18 protein-coding genes are annotated in these 13,308 nt (G+C 62.0%); 8 read left to right on the top strand and 10 right to left on the bottom strand.

Annotation, left to right across the window (positions count from 1 at the left end):
• Positions 1-399: 399 nt before the first annotated feature.
• On the bottom strand, positions 400-1,539 hold the full coding sequence (locus AC1D2G_RS14590) for a helix-turn-helix domain-containing protein (RefSeq protein ID WP_477414794.1): 1,140 nt from the start codon (positions 1,537-1,539) through the stop codon (positions 400-402).
• Between the two features lie 232 nt (positions 1,540-1,771).
• Between AC1D2G_RS14590 and AC1D2G_RS14595 the strand changes: the two genes are divergently transcribed.
• The 4 genes from AC1D2G_RS14595 (at position 1,772) to AC1D2G_RS14610 (ending at position 4,146) form a co-directional block, all read left to right on the top strand.
• The gene (locus tag AC1D2G_RS14595) at positions 1,772-2,074 is read left to right on the top strand and encodes a hypothetical protein (RefSeq protein ID WP_477414796.1); all 303 of its coding nucleotides are present in this window, start codon (positions 1,772-1,774) and stop codon (positions 2,072-2,074) included.
• Positions 2,075-2,190: 116 nt separating this feature from the next.
• Complete coding sequence (locus AC1D2G_RS14600; protein WP_477301364.1) at positions 2,191-2,421, top strand: hypothetical protein; 231 nt, start codon at positions 2,191-2,193, stop codon at positions 2,419-2,421.
• A gap of 142 nt (positions 2,422-2,563) precedes the next feature.
• Complete coding sequence (locus tag AC1D2G_RS14605) at positions 2,564-2,950, top strand: ester cyclase (protein WP_477396896.1); 387 nt, start codon at positions 2,564-2,566, stop codon at positions 2,948-2,950.
• 134 nt (positions 2,951-3,084) lie between these two features.
• Positions 3,085-4,146: a YeiH family protein gene (locus AC1D2G_RS14610; protein ID WP_477414798.1), complete on the top strand. Its 1,062-nt coding sequence runs from the start codon at positions 3,085-3,087 to the stop codon at positions 4,144-4,146.
• Between the two features lie 23 nt (positions 4,147-4,169).
• Here the strand turns inward: AC1D2G_RS14610 and AC1D2G_RS14615 are convergent, their stop codons facing one another.
• The 5 genes from AC1D2G_RS14615 to AC1D2G_RS14635 all read right to left on the bottom strand — a co-directional run bounded on the left by AC1D2G_RS14615 (position 4,170) and on the right by AC1D2G_RS14635 (position 7,760).
• Positions 4,170-4,667 carry a GAF domain-containing protein gene (locus tag AC1D2G_RS14615; RefSeq protein ID WP_477414800.1) on the bottom strand — a complete coding sequence of 166 codons (498 nt, stop codon included), beginning with the start codon at positions 4,665-4,667 and terminating at the stop codon, positions 4,170-4,172.
• A gap of 183 nt (positions 4,668-4,850) precedes the next feature.
• On the bottom strand, positions 4,851-5,165 hold the full coding sequence (locus tag AC1D2G_RS14620; RefSeq protein WP_095091143.1) for a GYD domain-containing protein: 315 nt from the start codon (positions 5,163-5,165) through the stop codon (positions 4,851-4,853).
• Between the two features lie 280 nt (positions 5,166-5,445).
• A complete protein-coding gene (locus tag AC1D2G_RS14625; RefSeq protein WP_167458376.1) occupies positions 5,446-5,604 on the bottom strand; it encodes a hypothetical protein in 159 nt (52 codons plus the stop codon).
• A 142-nt stretch (positions 5,605-5,746) separates the two neighbouring features.
• Positions 5,747-7,375 carry a chaperonin GroEL gene (gene groL, locus AC1D2G_RS14630; protein ID WP_477414802.1) on the bottom strand — a complete coding sequence of 543 codons (1,629 nt, stop codon included), beginning with the start codon at positions 7,373-7,375 and terminating at the stop codon, positions 5,747-5,749.
• Between the two features lie 70 nt (positions 7,376-7,445).
• On the bottom strand, positions 7,446-7,760 hold the full coding sequence (locus AC1D2G_RS14635) for a co-chaperone GroES (RefSeq protein WP_379020208.1): 315 nt from the start codon (positions 7,758-7,760) through the stop codon (positions 7,446-7,448).
• Between the two features lie 249 nt (positions 7,761-8,009).
• Here AC1D2G_RS14635 and AC1D2G_RS14640 point away from each other — a divergent pair, with 249 nt between their 5' ends.
• Together AC1D2G_RS14640 and AC1D2G_RS14645 are read left to right on the top strand one after the other, a co-directional pair.
• Positions 8,010-8,258: a hypothetical protein gene (locus AC1D2G_RS14640; protein WP_457153813.1), complete on the top strand. Its 249-nt coding sequence runs from the start codon at positions 8,010-8,012 to the stop codon at positions 8,256-8,258.
• Positions 8,255-8,521, top strand: coding sequence for a DUF1488 family protein (locus tag AC1D2G_RS14645; RefSeq protein ID WP_477414804.1), 267 nt, complete (start codon positions 8,255-8,257; stop codon positions 8,519-8,521). Before AC1D2G_RS14640 ends, AC1D2G_RS14645 begins: the two co-directional genes overlap by 4 nt.
• 82 nt (positions 8,522-8,603) lie before the next feature.
• On the opposite strand, the gene AC1D2G_RS14650 is transcribed toward AC1D2G_RS14645, so the two are convergent.
• The 4 genes from AC1D2G_RS14650 to AC1D2G_RS14665 form a co-directional block, all read right to left on the bottom strand.
• Positions 8,604-8,825 carry a DUF6500 family protein gene (locus tag AC1D2G_RS14650; protein WP_477414806.1) on the bottom strand — a complete coding sequence of 74 codons (222 nt, stop codon included), beginning with the start codon at positions 8,823-8,825 and terminating at the stop codon, positions 8,604-8,606.
• 70 nt (positions 8,826-8,895) lie between these two features.
• On the bottom strand, positions 8,896-9,087 hold the full coding sequence (locus AC1D2G_RS14655; RefSeq protein WP_095091138.1) for a hypothetical protein: 192 nt from the start codon (positions 9,085-9,087) through the stop codon (positions 8,896-8,898).
• A gap of 5 nt (positions 9,088-9,092) precedes the next feature.
• On the bottom strand, positions 9,093-9,299 hold the full coding sequence (locus AC1D2G_RS14660; protein ID WP_477414808.1) for a hypothetical protein: 207 nt from the start codon (positions 9,297-9,299) through the stop codon (positions 9,093-9,095).
• 162 nt (positions 9,300-9,461) lie between these two features.
• A complete protein-coding gene (locus AC1D2G_RS14665; protein WP_477414810.1) occupies positions 9,462-10,538 on the bottom strand; it encodes a diguanylate cyclase domain-containing protein in 1,077 nt (358 codons plus the stop codon).
• 266 nt (positions 10,539-10,804) lie between these two features.
• Between AC1D2G_RS14665 and AC1D2G_RS14670 the strand changes: the two genes are divergently transcribed.
• Both AC1D2G_RS14670 and AC1D2G_RS14675 read left to right on the top strand, forming a co-directional pair.
• Complete coding sequence (locus AC1D2G_RS14670) at positions 10,805-11,842, top strand: LacI family DNA-binding transcriptional regulator (protein WP_477414812.1); 1,038 nt, start codon at positions 10,805-10,807, stop codon at positions 11,840-11,842.
• 63 nt (positions 11,843-11,905) lie between these two features.
• Positions 11,906-13,153, top strand: a complete 1,248-nt coding sequence (locus AC1D2G_RS14675) for an ABC transporter substrate-binding protein (RefSeq protein ID WP_095091745.1) — start codon at positions 11,906-11,908, stop codon at positions 13,151-13,153.
• Positions 13,154-13,308: the final 155 nt, after the last annotated feature.

Here is a 13,308-nt window from a genome sequence, read left to right on the forward strand (position 1 = left end):
ACCGAGGAAGGCCCCTCGCTCTCCGTGCCGACGCCTGATGCCTCTGGGCGCAAGAGCCACCTCCATAAGCGATGCAGATTCGCGCCGCCCAGTCTAAAAATAGCATAAACGTCAAGCTTGGCAAACTTTCAACTCACAGTCTTAACAAGCGCCGCAAGCAGCATAGTTGCCATAAATGCTCCGCTGTGATTGGCGGTAAATTGTCGATAACGATCAACAGTCACAGTTCGTTAACAGATCGTGAATTGACGGGAATCAGCTATGCGATTTGATAGCGCGGTGGATGCCGCAAGAAGATATTGTGGTCGACGATATCGTGGTCCATGAGGCCGCGTAGCCTTCCCCGCCCCGGGCAAGCCTCTTTTGAGCCCGCCCCGTCAGCAACGCCGATCCCCGTATTCAGTTTCCGAGCGCCTTGAGCCAACCTTCAAAGGAAGAGCCCTTCTCGTGCCCAGCAAGCGAAACAGAGTGGGCGGAGCGCGGCAACACCACAGTGCCGCGGCCTTCGCGGGGGCTGTAGCCGAATTCCTTGCTGAATGCCCGGCTGAAATTAGCCGCAGAACTAAACCCGAAGGCTTCGGCAATTTCGACAATGCGCCGCCTGTCCGCCGCATCGCTAAGCGCAACATGGGCTGCCAGGAGGCGGCGGCTTTGTATGTAATGGAGAACACCACCGCTCGGTTCGAACAGCTGATAGAGACGAGAGCGCGAGACGCCGAGCGCCCGGCACATTGAATCCGGTGTCAGATGAGCCGCATCCAGATTGTTCTGGACGTATCGACGCGCTCGCTCCATCAGCGCGACACTCGCCAACTGCTCGGCGGCCGCGGCATGTTCGGCCGGAGGCGCGAGGCAGGCAATGATCATGCTGCGTGTTGCATGTACGATGCGGGGCAGGTCATCTGCCGTGAGACTGGGCAGGCTGCCTTCGATGCTGTTGACGTGGTCGACCAGAAGGTTGGCAAAGTTGCCCGACAGAATTGAATTGTTCCTTGCGTCGAGGTTTGCCGCGGCGTCGGAGAACAAATCACGCGGCAGATAGAGGAGGAGACTTTCGGAGTCTGTTGTCCTCCCGCGAAACGGGTAGCCAAGCGATCTGATCTCCAATTTGCCCGGTTGGCCTTCTGCAATGCGGCGATCGACCTCCGTCCACGAGCGGCCGGTACGCGGCAAGGCGATATACCAGTGATCGATCGCGCTGGACCGAAGCTTCGCGGCAGAACGCATGTAACTATGCGCCGGCGCGTGCTGTTGAACGATCAGCATGCCACCGAGATTCCAAGCCGTGTGGTCGGCGGGAAAGCCATCGTCCAGCGATTTGTCATCCGGCAACCTGACCTCGACAAGCGGTGCCATATGCGCTTGCCAGGCGGCGAATTGATCCTGCGGCGCCAGTTCGAGCGTTGAAAAGGACAGCGGTTCGAGCGCCGGCGCGAGTGACGGGGCAGCCTCGTTGTGGGGTTGAGCCTCGCGCGGCCAACGACGTCGATCACGCTCCGGCGTCTGCCCAGGGGGCTCGTCTTGCCTCTTAGTGTCCATCGTATGGTGCCATATCCGATTCCGGTATGCCCATGCCCCTCTCAATCATGTGGTGTACCTCAGGCTTCTAGCAAGACTGGCGAAACTCGAGTCCACTGAAAAGGCGATCACGCTGGATTACAGTAAGAAATAAATGCCGAGATAAGTTTCTGGATGCGAAGCTAACGACACTCTTCAACCTGATGCTTATAGAATCGGGCATCATGGAATCGTAGTTGAGGAGGCCGTCAAAATGAACACAAAGCTCGACAGCGAAGCTCGTCGCAAGATCATTCTTGATGGATACGGTAACAACGAACCGTTGAAGGATATTGCGGCAAAAATAGGGTGTTCACTGGCCAGCTTGAAAGTCACCGCCAGCAAGATCGGTTGCACTCGAACTCCGAAAGAGGCGGCCGACTTTCGACGTGGCTTTCATATCCCGGAGGACAAACGGCAGGACTACCATCAACTCATGACTGTTGGACAGTATAAAGCTCGCGAGTGCGCGCTGATTCTGGGTCTCTTAACACATCAATCATCCAGCGGCGAGTAAACTGTTTCCAATACACTATCGCCGATATTGTCACTCGAACAGTCCATCGCCTCGGCGGTTCATCAGCAAAAGACCCTCCGCAAGCACGGGCGGCGGGCTCTGAAAGGTTCGCGCAGATGCTGCGCCGGCGCTCCAATCGCACCTGCCTGAGCCATCACGATCTGGCGATTTGCGAACGTGTGTTCAACCAGGTATGCGCGGATGAGGATCTCGATCCTTTGGATCCGAAAGCCGAAATCTTGGCGATGATGGTTGTCGCCCTTGTTCGAAAAGCGCACACCAGCGAGCACGAACTGCTGGAAGCCGTCAGATCTCGTCGGCAAAAGGTCGCGAGAAACAGGCACTAGTGCATGCCGTCCAAAGCATGCTGCGGTGTTGGTGCATCGACAGAAACCTAAGGCGCATGATTCCGTTCAGTCGCGACGCGCTTTAGCCAAGGCACCGGAGTTGATAGAAGTCGGCATGGCATAAATCATCGGAGCAATCGCCGTGACCGACACCAAGCTTGCCGACACCTATCGCGGCTATATCGCTTGCCTCAACAATCAGGACTGGAGCACGTTGCACCGGTTCGTCCATGACGAGGTGCACTATAATGGCGACCGGGTTGGGCTGTCCGGCTATCGCAAGATGCTGGAGCGGGATTTTTCCGAGATCCCTGACCTCTATTTCGACATCCAGCTGCTGATCTCCGACACGCCCTTCATAGCCAGCCGGCTTCAATTCAACTGCACGCCCAAGGGAAATTTCCTTGGCCTGCCCGTCAACGGCAGGAAGGTCTCCTTCAGCGAGAACGTCTTCTATGAATTTCTCGACGGCAGGATCAGGCACGTCTGGTCGGTCATCGACAAGGCGGCCATCGAAGCGCAGCTATAGGGGATGAGCACAGCGGCGGCTTCCGCAATGAGAAGCAACCGTTCGCTAAAATCGATCATTCTAACGAAAATAATTCGTTGGAAAGATCGGTTCAGGAATGGCATTCCTCCGGCATACCCGCCTGGAGCATTGCATTGTCTACCCTTACACACATCGCGAACGATATTCCGAATGGCCTGATTTCCGCCGAACTCGCCCAAGGACGAAAGTCCCTCAATTCGGTGTGGAACGGCGTTGTGCCCGGCATCGTGCTGGTCGCGATGATCACAGGCGTCGCCTTCTCGGCCCGCAATGTGTCCGGCTTCGCTCTCTTCAGCCCGATGATCCTCGCTGTCGTCGCCGGCATGATCTATTCCAACGTGCTCGGCACCCCCGCCCACGCCAAGGCCGGCATCGCGTTTTCGCAGCGCCGGCTGCTGCGCTTCGCCATCGTGCTGCTCGGCTTCCAGCTGACGCTTGGCCAGGTGGTGTCGATCGGCGCCGGCGGCGTCGGCATCGTGGCGCTGACGCTTGGCTCCACCTTCCTCTTCACCATCACGCTCGGCCGGCTGATCGGCGTCGACGCCAAGCTGGCGCAGTTGATCGCCGCCGGTACCTCGATCTGCGGCGCCTCGGCCATCGTCGCCACCAACATCGTCACCGATGCGCGCGATGAGGACGTCACCTATGCCGTCGCCTCGATCACGCTGTTCGGCACCGTCGCCATGCTCGGCTTCCCGCTGCTGGCGCCCGTGCTCGGCCTCGATCAGCACGCTTTCGGCCTGTGGGCCGGCGCCTCGATCCATGAGGTGGCGCAAGTCATCGGCGCCGGCTTCCAGAACGGCACCCAGTCCGGCGAGATCGCCACTGTCGCCAAGCTGACCCGCGTCGCCATGCTGGCGCCGATGGTCATCGCGCTCGGCCTGATGGCGCGCCGCAAGAGCAGAAATCAGTCGGCGGCACGGCCGCCTATGCCCTGGTTTGTCGCCGCCTTTGTCGCCGTCGTGGCGCTGAACAGCCTGGTCACTGTGCCGCCCGAGGTGAAGTCGACTATGGCGCTCGCCACCACCATCATGCTGACCATGGGGCTGGCCGCCATGGGCCTGCAGGCCGACATTTCACAGCTGCGCTCGCGCGGCCTGCGCCCGCTGGCGCTCGCCTTCTCGGCCTTCCTGTTCATCGGCTGCTTCAGCCTGATGCTGGTGAAGCTCGTCTGAGGCGCTCTAGGGCGTTCGAACCTTCAGTCCTCGAACGAGCTCGCGGCGGCATAGATCGCCGCCAGCGTCTCGATACCGGCCTGGTCGGCCTTGTCGAAGCGGCCGGGCAACGGGCTGTCGAGATCGAGCACGCCGAAGACGCCGTCATCGTCCTCGAGCAGCACGACCAGCTCCGAACGCGAGTCGGCATCGCAGGCGATATGGCCGGGAAAATCATGCACGTCCTCGATCAGCATCGAGGTGCCCAGTTCCACCGCTGTTCCGCAGACACCCTTGCCGACCGCGATGCGCACGCAGGCCGGTTTGCCCTGGAAGGGACCGAGTACCATTTCCTGGTCGGATTGCAGGAAATAGAAGCCGGCCCAGTTGAGGTCGGGCACCATCTGGAAAATCAGCGCCGCGGTGTTGGCGGCGTTGGCGATCGAATCGCGTTCGCCCTCGAGCAGCGCCTTCAGTTGCGCGGCGAGGTCGCGGTAGAACGCGGCCTTGTCCGAGGTGTCGATGGCCTTGGCCGCAAACATGGCTTGTCTCCGTATCGAGGATCGCGGTTTCGTTTCCGCAAGCTCTCTGCACCAAACGACCACCGGACGATACTAGCGTGAATTCCGGTCGCTGCGAAAGTCGCGAGAAGGATGCCCGGTCCTATACTCGGCAGCACGGCACGTCCATCGAACCGTGCTGCCTTGATCAAGAAGGCAAGTCCATCAGCCGGCGGGCTTGTACGCGCCTGCAGCCTTGTTGGCAGCCGCGAGCACTGCCTTCATATCGAGTTCTTCCAGTACAACCATATCTGTCAGCGAGCCGCTCGCTCGCACCGCAAGGGATATGCCCATCCCTGCGACCTGGTCCGGCACCTCTCCATTGACGACGACGTCATAAATGCCGCGCGTGAACATCACGCTGGTCATCTTGCCGCCAACGCTTTCAAAAAGCGCCTTGACCGCAGCTTGCCTGTCTGACCCCTGCATCAATCCTTTGGCGGCGTGAGGCGCATAGCTTGCCAATATGGTCACTTTCATGACTATTCCTCCCAATGTCATTGTCTCGTGACTGCTCAACAATTCGAGCCGGCACGGAGTGATTTTTTCGGTAGCAACTGCAGGCGCCCTTGGACGCCTTGACGGCCAAGGGCCCACTGCCCGCCAAATATGCGCTGAAGCTAATATAATGACAATACCGGACACGCCGACACCGCCTACAGGAACTGGCTGGACGCGCTCGGCCGGCGCGATGGGCCCGCGCCGCTGACGCGCTATGTGATACTGGCGTTGCGCGCAAGCAGCGACGGCGCCGCAGTGCTCACATCGGGCGTTTGGGCTCGCTCTTTGAAGGCGCTGCCGTGTCGGAATCGGATTTCTTGTGCTTGTCGGCGGCAATCCTGCGGATGCGGTCGAAGCGGCTTTCCTCGGTGATTTCGGTCGTAACGACCGTCTCTGGCTTCTGCACGAACGTGATCATGGATCCGTCTCCTGGGCTAGAGGCCTGCGCGCCGGGGGAGACTGCCCCCGGCGGTAATATCCGGCTCCCAGAACCGGCGTAGATTCAGGTCAGGCCGAGTCGAAAACGGTGGTTTCCGAGCAGGCCGGCATCACCTGAAACTTTAGTAGCCGCCCATGCCGCCGCCATTGCCTGCAGGTGCGGCATCCTTGGCCGGGATGTCGGTGATCATGGCTTCAGCGGTGATCAGCAAAGCCGCGATCGAGCCGGCGTCCTGCAATGCGGTGCGCACCACTTTCGCCGGGTCGACGATGCCCGCCTTGATCATGTCGACATAGACCTCGTTCTGGGCGTCGAAGCCCTGATTGGGGTCCTTGCTGTCGGTGAGCTTGCCGACCACGATCGAGCCTTCAACGCCGGAATTCTCGGCGATCTGCCGGATTGGCGCTTCAAGAGCCCGCAGCACGATCGAGATGCCTGCCGTGACATCGTCATTGGCGCCAGCGAGACCCGCAAGCGCCGACCTTGCGCGCAGCAGAGCCACGCCGCCGCCGGGCACGATGCCTTCTTCAACCGCCGCGCGGGTCGCGTTCAGCGCGTCGTCGATGCGGTCCTTCTTTTCCTTGACTTCCGACTCGGTGACGCCACCGACGCGGATGACGGCAACGCCGCCGGAGAGCTTGGCCAGCCGCTCCTGCAGCTTTTCCTTGTCGTAGTCGGACGTCGTCTCCTCGATCTGGCCCTTGATCTGGGCGACGCGCGCCTGGATGGTCGCCTTGGTGCCGGCGCCGTCGATGATCGTGGTGGTGTCCTTGTCGATCAGCACGCGCTTGGCGCGGCCGAGCATCTCGATGGTGACGTTTTCGAGCTTGATGCCGAGATCCTCGGAAATCATCTGGCCTGAAGTGAGCACGGCGATGTCTTCCAGCATCGCCTTGCGGCGATCACCGAAGCCCGGCGCCTTGACGGCCGCGACCTTGAGGCCGCCGCGCAGCTTGTTGACGACCAGCGTGGCGAGCGCCTCGCCTTCGACGTCCTCGGAGATGATCAGCAGCGGCCTGCCACTTTGCACCACGGCTTCGAGGATCGGCAGCATCGCTTGCAGATTGCCGAGCTTCTTTTCGTGGATGAGGACATAGGGCTCCTCCAGTTCGACGCGCATCTTGTCGGCATTGGTGACGAAATACGGGCTGAGATAGCCGCGATCGAACTGCATGCCCTCGACGACGTCGAGTTCGGTGTCGGCGGTCTTGGCTTCCTCGACGGTGATGACGCCGTCATTGCCGACCTTGTCCATCGCCTTGGCGATCATCTCGCCGACGCTGGCATCGCCATTGGCGGCGATGGTGCCGACCTGGGCGATCTCGGCCGACGACTTGACCTTCTTGGCCCGCGCCTTGATTTCCCCAACCACGGCGGTGACCGCCTGGTCGATGCCGCGCTTGAGGTCCATCGGGTTCATGCCGGCAGCGACCAGCTTGGCGCCTTCGCGCAGGATCGAGGCGGCCAGCACCGTGGCGGTGGTGGTGCCGTCACCGGCGAGGTCGTTGGTCTTCGAGGCCACTTCACGCACCATTTGCGCGCCCATGTTCTCGAACTTGTCGGCAAGCTCGATTTCCTTGGCGACGGTGACGCCATCCTTGGTGATGCGCGGCGCGCCATAGGCCTTGTCGATGATGACGTTGCGGCCCTTGGGGCCGAGCGTGACCTTCACCGCATTGGTGAGGATCTCGACGCCGCGCAGCATGCGGTCGCGTGCATCGGTGGAGAATTTGATTTCCTTGGCAGACATTTTTTTAATCCCGTTCGTGTGGTGGAGTGAACCGCTCGCCGGAGCCTGGCAAAAGCCGGCTCCTCATTGGTCAGGCGGCCTTCTTGGCCTCGACGGCCTTCTCGATGACGCCCATGATGTCGGCTTCCTTCATGATCAGCAGGTCCTCGCCGTCGATCTTGACCTCGGTGCCCGACCATTTGCCGAACAGGATGAAGTCGCCGGCCTTGACGTCGAGTGCGATCAGCGCGCCGCTTTCGTCGCGTGCACCCGGGCCGACGGCGATGACTTCGCCTTCTTGTGGCTTTTCCTTGGCATTGTCGGGGATGATGATGCCGCCCTTGGATTTGGTATCGCCTTCAGCGCGACGAATGACGACGCGGTCGTGGAGTGGCCGAAATTTCATGGGAACTTCTTTCTGGGGCCGGCACAGGCGGCCACGCCCGTCCTATATAGACGCGTTGGCACTCGATAGATAGGAGTGCCAAAAATTATTCGCCGCCGGAATTAAATATTCAAAAGTATTATTTTGGTTAGCCGTTTCGTGATATCGCCGATTGGTCAAATAATTCAAAAAATTGAATTTTGCCGATTGAGTGCCTATTTATCGGACAAGTTCGTTTTCACGATTTCAGGCACAAGGGAGATTTCTTCGATGGCCGAAGGCAATCAGACGATCATGGAAAAAGCTGAAGCCCGCTTTGTCGACAAGCAGAAGAAAACGGCGGAGCGCAACAAGGCAACCGCTGAATACATGTCCGAGGCACGGGCCAGGGAGATCAAGACCGCAAGGCTGCGGGAGCTGCGGCTGGCCAAGGAAGAGGCAGACCGCGTCGCCGAAGCGCTGAACCCGACGCCGAAGAAGAAGCGGGTGGTCAAGAAAGCCACGGAGGCCAAGACATGAGCCTGACCTTCCCCAACCGCAGCCGCAGCTATGACGAAGCCGGCAGGCGCATCCGTTTCGTCGGCCATGACGGCATGTTCCAGATCTCATTCTCCGTCGCCGCCGATGCGATGACCAGGATGCAACCGGCGACCGCGACCAATGAAGCCGGCTATCTCGCCACATTCGATACCGAGAGCAGCGCCATCCGCGACGTGGCGTCGAAGGCCTACGACCGCACCCGCAAGAGCATGTATGTGCTGACGGCCGCCGATTTCGGCTGATCAGCCTGGTGCATGCCGCTCAAAACCGGTCCCGGTTTCGAGACGACGACATCCATGGAAAGAACATCCATGGAAACGAAGATCAATGATCCATCTTCTCGACCATGGTGCGTATCTTTTCAGCCTTTTCAAAATGGTCGAGGCGGTGGGTTCTGATCCACCATTCGGCGGCTTCCATCAAAAGATCGGGGTCGTCGTTCCTGTTGGTGAAGAACGCGTAGAACGATACGCCGACGCCAGGCCCTTTCTCGGAAATCTTGCGGTCACAGACCTCCAGTATCTTCTGCTTCAGGCTGGCTCTCACGGGAATCCTCGGTTTGCGGTGTGGCGAGCTCTTGCCGGCGGCATAGTGCCGACCTCGGCGGCTGCACAGGTCAGGACTTGCGCTCTGCCCTCTCCCGGCGCTTGACGTCACGGACGTTCATCTGCACGACCATGTCCTCGGCCTCGCGCGGGCCCATCCCGACCATCACCTTTTGCCGGATCACGGCAGGCTGGCCGGTGAAGACATCGATGATGGTCCAGCTCTGGGGCAGCTCCATGCGCAGCGCGTAGCGGTTGGCCATGCCGGTCAGCCCTGCATCATGAAAAACACCGCCGCCAGGATCAGCACCGTCCAGGCGATGACCGACAGTTTCAGCACCATGCCGCCATGTGTGGCCAGAAACTCCCGCAGCCGCAACGCGACACCTGCCGACGAAGCCGGCGCCGCGACGGTGGCGACAGGCGCCTTGACGCCAAGTTTTCCAAACACAGGCAGCAGTGACGGTTCACGCACGAAAATGACCTCGAATGTCGGGGAAGGAGCCGGAGCAAGAATGCTCCCTTGCCTTGCATAGCACCCTTTTCTCGAGCGCCCTGCATGCCAAATGCGGATAGGGACGGCGTTGGTGAAAGATGCGCGGCGCCCGTCGACTAAGGCCGGACAACACGCCGGCCCTCAGGCCGCGGCGCTGCGACCCTTTGCGGCGGGGTCGGACTTGAAGATGCGGAACGTGTTGCGCCCTGCCGCCTTGGCGGCATAGAGCGCGGTATCGGCCTGCATGAACAGGTCGCATGGGGCGCCAGCCTGGGCGAAGGCGATGCCGACCGAGGCGCCGAGCCTGAGCGACTGGCCGCAAGCGCTGACCGGCTTGCCCATCGCCTCGATGATGCCGCGCGCCAGGCCGGAGACCGCGCCGCGGTCGAGATGCGGGCCGAGCAAGACCGCGAACTCGTCGCCGCCGACGCGCGCCACCAGATCCGCCTCGCCGCAGCTGCCGGCAAGCCGCTCAGCCGCCGCCTTCAGGCATTCGTCGCCGACGACATGGCCGAACGTGTCGTTGACGGCCTTGAAGCCGTCGAGATCGATCAGCAGCAGCGCGCCGAGCGGGCGGCCCTCGTCCGTATGCGCAAGCCGCGCCTGGAACCGGCCGCGATTGGCCAGCCCCGTCATGACGTCATATTCGGCCAGATAGCGCATCCGGTCAGACAGGATCTTTTCCTCGGTGATGTCCTGCTTCATGCCGAAGATCCGCACCGGAACGCCGTCCTCGCACTCGACCGTCGCGGTGATGCGGATCCAACGGCTGCAGCCGGCAAGGGTGGTGATCTCGGCATCGAGGGTGAAGCCGTTGCGCTCGGCGATCGCCCGGCCGCGCAGGCTGTCCAACGCCTTGCGCGACTCCGCCGGGTAGCACTTGATGATCTCCGAGCGATCGAGCGCTGAGCCGCGCGGCAGGTCGAACAGGTCATAGACCACGTCGGTCCAGGTAAGCCGCTCGTCGGGCAGGCTGCATTCCCACACGCCGAGGCGCGCGGCTGCCGAGGCGCGGTCAAAGATTTTGCGGCTGTGGGCCAGTGAAAGCTGTTGCTTGGCAATCAGTTCGGCCTGCGCCGCGATTTCCGCCTTGAGCCGGGCGATCGTGGCGGCTTCTCGGCGGCGTTCGTCCGAGCGGCTGTCGTGCCTTGCCCCCCTGCTGGGCTGCGAGACATCGGTTCGCGCCAGGCCTTTCGGGGTGTAGGGCGTATCGGGCATGGCGGAGCTCTGCTGTCCTGGCGAGCGACCACCATGACGCGCAAGCGATTAACACTTCACTGACGGGTGGCCGGACTTCGCCGGAATTTTGCCGCGAAAATCCCACCCACGGGCGCCGGCAATTTTTCCCTTGAACAAGCTCTGGATGTAGCCTAGCCTTACTTGAGAAAAGGTTTTTCCAAAAGTTTTGACCGAGTTGGCCGCAAGGTTGGCTCTTTCTCTGGACTGTAAGGGAAAACCTTTTCCCAACTAAGGATTTTGGCGCGATGGCATCGGAGCCTGTCCCGGTCTTTTCCAAGCCAGTCACCTTGCGTGACGTGGCGGCGCAGGCCGGCGTCAGCGTCGCCACCGCTTCCAAGGCGCTCAACGACCAGGGGCGCATGACCGCCGAGACGCGCGAGCGCATTCGCGAGACGGCGAGGCGTCTCGGCTTCCGGCCCAACAGCCTGGCGCAGAGCCTGCTCAGGCGGCGCAGCTTCACCGTCGGCCTGCTCACCAACGATACCTATGGCCGCTTTTCGCTGCCGCTGATGTCGGGCATTTCGGACGCGCTGGTCGACAATGGCGTCTCGGTGTTCCTGTGCAATGTCGAGGAGGATCCGCGCCTCGGCCAGATGCATGTCGACGCCATGCTCGACAAGCGCGTCGACGGCATCATCGCCACCGGCAAGCGCATCGACCGCCATCTGCCGGTCGACCTCAGCAATCTGCGCGTCCCGGTGATCTATGCCTTCACGCAGCCCGATCCCGACGCCATCGCCTTCGTCTCGGATGATGCCGACGGCGCGCGGCTGGCCGTCGAGCATCTGTGCCGGCTCGGCCGCCAGCGCATCGCCCACGTGACGGGGCCGGCGAGCTTCGCCGTGGTGCATGCGCGGGCGCAGGCTTACCGCGACGTGCTGGCCGAGAACGGCTTGCCGGTCACCGAGCCGCTGCTCGGCGCCTGGTCGGAAGGCTGGGGTCACGAGGCGGTGGCACAGCTGTTCGACAGCAAGAATGAAAGGCCGGACGCCGTCTTTTGCGGCAACGACCAGATCGCACGCGGTGTCATCGATGCCTTGCGCGAACGCGGCCTCAACGTTCCCGGCGATGTCGGCGTCATCGGCTTCGACAATTGGGAGATCGTGGCCGAAGCGACGCGCCCGCCGCTGACCTCCGTCGACATGAACCTGGTCGCCCTCGGGCGCGAGGCGGGGCTGACCCTGCTGTCGCTGGTCGGCGGCCAGCCCGCCGCGCCGGGCATTCGAAAACTGCCGTGCCGGCTGGTGGTGCGGCAGTCATGCGGCCATCCGCTGGATGGCTGAAAACCACGCGCCGCGCGATCGGCGCCGAGCCGCGGACCGCGGCGAACCCTGGAGGAGGAGAACATGAGGAACCTGATTGCCAAACTGGCCCTGGCCGCTGCCGTACTGGGTGGCGGCATCAGTGCCGCGGCCGCCGAGACGGCCAACATCTGGGTGCGTGCCGACGGCTCGAATTTCATGCCGAGGATCGTCGACGCCTATAACAAGGCGCACACCAACCAGATCAAGCTGGACATCATCCCCAATGCCGAGATTATCCCGAAATATGGTGCGGCGGCCGCCGGCGGCACGGCGCCCGACGCGCTGTCGCTCGACCTGATCTACACCCCGTCCTTCGCCGCCGCCGGCCAGCTCGAGGACATCACCGACTGGGCGAAGTCGCTGCCCTATTTCTCCAGCCTGTCGCCGGCGCATGTGAAGACCGGCACCTACAAGGACCACATCTACGGCCTGCCGTTCTCGGCCGACGCCTCGGTGCTGATCTGGAACAAGAAGCTGTTCAAGCAGGCCGGCCTCGATCCCGAAAAAGGCCCGACCAACTGGGCCGAGATCGCCGCCGACGCCGAGAAGGTCAACGCGCTCGGCGGCAACATCAAGGGCTTCTACTTCTCCGGCAATTGCGGCGGCTGCAATATCTTCACCTTCACGCCGCTGATCTGGGCGTCGGGCGGTGATATCCTCAGCGAGGATGGCTCGAAGGCGACGCTGGACAGCCCGCAACTGCGCGGCGCCATCGACCTCTACCGCTCGATGGTCAAGAAGGACCTGGTGCCGGCAGGCGCGCAGACCGATACCGGTGCCAACTTCTTTGCCGCGTTCGCCGCCGGCAATATCGGCATCTCGCCGTCCGGCGCCTTCGCCATCGGCGCGCTCAACACCCAGTATCCCGATGTCGACTACGGCGTTACCTTCCTGCCGGGCAAGGACAGCGGCTGGTCGTCCTTTGCTGGCGGTGACAATTTCGTCGTCACCAAGGGTACCCCGAAACTCGCCGTGGTGAAGGAGTTCCTCGATTTCGCCTATTCGCTCGAGGGCCAGACCATCCTGGCCAAGTACGGCAGCCTGCCGGTGCGCGGCGACATCGCCAAGGAAGCGCTGAAGGATCTCGATCCGCGTTACCAGATCGCCGCCGAGGCCATGGCCAAGGGCCGCACGCCCTATTCCGTGGTGTTCAACGATCTGATCAACTCCGCCAACGGTCCGTGGACGCAGATGATCAACGAGGTCTTCTTCGGCGACGATGTCGACGGCGCCATCGCCAATGCCCAGGAGACCATGCAGTCGATCATCGACCAGGCGCCGCAGAAGTAGCGGACGCCTCCCGGCCGCCCGCCTGTCTCCCTGGGCGGGTGGCCGGCGCGCCGCTCCTTACCCTCCCCCTATGTGGGAAGGGTCTCTGCGAAGCAGCGGAGTGGGGGGCGGCGCCGACCCCCACCCGGATCTGCGGTCCGACCTCCCATAAGGGG

This window comes from Mesorhizobium sp. P2_C7 (assembly GCF_056404515.1).

What these genes read in the sequence shown, in the direction of transcription:
- AC1D2G_RS14600 (WP_477301364.1), top strand. Translation starts at nt 2,191, where the DNA reads ATGCTGCGCCGGCGCTCCAATCGCACCTGCCTGAGCCATCACGATCTG.
- AC1D2G_RS14655 (WP_095091138.1), bottom strand. Translation starts at nt 9,087, where the DNA reads ATGGCCAACCGCTACGCGCTGCGCATGGAGCTGCCCCAGAGCTGGACC.
- AC1D2G_RS14625 (WP_167458376.1), bottom strand. Translation starts at nt 5,604, where the DNA reads ATGATCACGTTCGTGCAGAAGCCAGAGACGGTCGTTACGACCGAAATC.
- AC1D2G_RS14620 (WP_095091143.1), bottom strand. Translation starts at nt 5,165, where the DNA reads ATGAAAGTGACCATATTGGCAAGCTATGCGCCTCACGCCGCCAAAGGA.
- AC1D2G_RS14665 (WP_477414810.1), bottom strand. Translation starts at nt 10,538, where the DNA reads ATGCCCGATACGCCCTACACCCCGAAAGGCCTGGCGCGAACCGATGTC.
- AC1D2G_RS14615 (WP_477414800.1), bottom strand. Translation starts at nt 4,667, where the DNA reads ATGTTTGCGGCCAAGGCCATCGACACCTCGGACAAGGCCGCGTTCTAC.
- AC1D2G_RS14645 (WP_477414804.1), top strand. Translation starts at nt 8,255, where the DNA reads ATGAGCCTGACCTTCCCCAACCGCAGCCGCAGCTATGACGAAGCCGGC.
- AC1D2G_RS14640 (WP_457153813.1), top strand. Translation starts at nt 8,010, where the DNA reads ATGGCCGAAGGCAATCAGACGATCATGGAAAAAGCTGAAGCCCGCTTT.
- AC1D2G_RS14675 (WP_095091745.1), top strand. Translation starts at nt 11,906, where the DNA reads ATGAGGAACCTGATTGCCAAACTGGCCCTGGCCGCTGCCGTACTGGGT.
- groL (WP_477414802.1), bottom strand. Translation starts at nt 7,375, where the DNA reads ATGTCTGCCAAGGAAATCAAATTCTCCACCGATGCACGCGACCGCATG.
- AC1D2G_RS14635 (WP_379020208.1), bottom strand. Translation starts at nt 7,760, where the DNA reads ATGAAATTTCGGCCACTCCACGACCGCGTCGTCATTCGTCGCGCTGAA.
- AC1D2G_RS14670 (WP_477414812.1), top strand. Translation starts at nt 10,805, where the DNA reads ATGGCATCGGAGCCTGTCCCGGTCTTTTCCAAGCCAGTCACCTTGCGT.
- AC1D2G_RS14595 (WP_477414796.1), top strand. Translation starts at nt 1,772, where the DNA reads ATGAACACAAAGCTCGACAGCGAAGCTCGTCGCAAGATCATTCTTGAT.
- AC1D2G_RS14590 (WP_477414794.1), bottom strand. Translation starts at nt 1,539, where the DNA reads ATGGACACTAAGAGGCAAGACGAGCCCCCTGGGCAGACGCCGGAGCGT.